Source organism: Caballeronia glebae, from assembly GCF_001545035.1.
GTDB classification, from domain to species: domain Bacteria; phylum Pseudomonadota; class Gammaproteobacteria; order Burkholderiales; family Burkholderiaceae; genus Caballeronia; species Caballeronia glebae.
The window spans coordinates 1-2,161 of record NZ_FCOJ02000154.1; the positions used below are offsets into that span (position 1 = coordinate 1).

At 58.2% G+C, this 2,161-nt stretch carries 1 protein-coding gene; it reads right to left on the reverse strand.

Annotation, left to right across the window (positions count from 1 at the left end):
* A partial coding sequence (locus AWB82_RS36535) for a chemotaxis protein CheB (protein ID WP_327346156.1) occupies positions 1 to 1,346 on the reverse strand: 1,346 nt, incomplete at its 3' end.
* Between the last annotated feature and the right edge of the window lie 815 nt (positions 1,347 to 2,161).

The following is a 2,161-nucleotide window of genomic DNA, read 5'->3' on the forward strand; positions in this document are numbered from 1 at the left end:
CATGACACCAGGTCGAGCTTAGAGAAGGGCGGATCACGCAGCAGGTTGTGGGCGGCAAACAGAACCTGTTCCCTTAAGGATTTGTTGATGAGGTAGCGCCCGTGCGTGAGCGTAAAAAACTTTCGAAGCCGGGCAGGCGGAACGTCGGTCACAATCGGCGATGGATAACTGCCCGTGCGCGCCGTCTCGATAGCGCTCTCATCGATGTCTGTGGCGAACACCTGGATGCCACAACCTTTATTGGCTTCCGCGACACACTCGTTAAGCAGCATGGCGACCGAATACGCTTCTTCGCCGGTCGAGCAGGCCGCCACCCAGACGCGGATGGAGTCGTCATCGGACTTGTCTTCGCAGATGCGCGGCACGATTTCGCGCTCAAGGGCTTCAAAAGCGTCCCGATCGCGAAAGAAATTCGTCACACCGATCAACATGTCCTTAAGCAATGCCGAGGACTCTTCCGGGTGAGTGTCGAGAAACCGCTGGTACGAGGGTAAGTCTGGAAGCGCGTTGACTTGCAGCCGACGTTCAATGCGTCGCAGAACCGTCGCGCGCTTGTAATGCCGGAAGTCGTGCGCGGTGCGGGCGCGCAGCGTAGAAAGGATTTTATGCAGTGCGTCTTCTGCGAGCGGCGCCGAATCCGGCGCTGCACTACTATCTGCCGATGTTGCTATGAGAATCTGATCGTCGCCGGCGGGAGGCAACTGAATCGCTCGCGCGTTGTCGCGCAGTTCGATAAGTTTCTGCGGGATCTCAGCGACCGGTAGCGCAATGTCGACCAGGCCCGTCGCGATGGCATTGCGGGGCATCTCATCGCATTCGGCGTCCTCGGGACTTTGCGCGATCGTGACGCCGCCATGCTCCTTGATCCGACCTATTCCTATCGTGCCGTCGCTGCCAAAGCCCGACAGAACCACGCTGATCGCGCGGGTGCGGTGCACTTCGGCGAGGCTGCGAAAAAACAGGTCGATCGCCACCGGTCGTCCTGGTTCGCGATTCGACGGCGTCACTCTCAGATAGCCATCATTCATCGACAGGTCGTTAGCCGGCGAGATGAGATAGACATGATTCTTTTCGATCTGAGTCGCATTCAGGACTTGCACGACGGGCATTCTAGTGAGTCTCTGGAGCACGGCGTCGGCCTGGCTCTCATGCCTGGGCGACAGGTGAAGTACGATCACAAACGCCATGCCCGCGTCGTTTGGCATGTGCTCAAAGAGGCGCGTCAGCGCTTGAATCCCGCCGGCCGATGCCCCGATGCCGACGATCGGAAACTCCAGCGACGGCATGACAGAACGAGTCACGTCGGGCGGATCAACTGAAGGCTCAGGCGCTTTATTGCTTGTCATGACGGGCGATGTTGATTACCACGCTTGTTGGCAGTTTTGATTTGAATGCGTGGACGACTGATTCATCTAGCGTACACCACGAGCGTCACGGACGTTGTCTCAACAAAAGATTGCCGAACCGATCAGAGAATTTTCGGGAAAAACTTCCATCGCACGCAAGCTGACAGGCGACGGTCGCGCAAATAGTGCCGGCCCGCGCGAGTCCATCGCAGGCCCTGTCGCCCCAGACTGGCGGGTCTACGTTACACATAAATTTGCCGCGCAGTTGGGTCGCCGGGATTTCGAGGGTCGACAGCGCAGTTTCAGATGACTTTCCAATGAAGACCGAGATCGCCGGCAGAGTGTCCGCGCCGCACCGCTGGCCGACAGCTTGCACGCTTCCGGCGCCTAAATCGGGTGGCGCGGATGACGGCAACGGGTTGAAACGAGTTGGCCAATGCAGGAAGCTGCTTCCACCGACTCGATCGCGCCAACATCAATAAATCCGCAAGGCTACCGATGTAGAACGCAACAGGCTTCAATTTCCGCGAAGGCCGATTGACCCACCGGAACAGCGAAGCGAGCGGCTGTTGTACTTTGCAAGCGGCCATAGCAAGCGCTCGGTGACGACCGACCGTTGAGGGTCGAATTTGCCCATCCACATGGAGGGTGGCTGGCGTTCAACGCGGCTGCGATATGAATGGTGGGTCTCCTTCGTTCAACAGCCGTCCCAGCGTGAATCGATGAACGTCCGCAAAGGCCGATTATGCCAAGTCGTTGATTATGGAAAGTAGCTGTGATGATCGGCGGCACGATCCGATAATCACAGGGTGTCG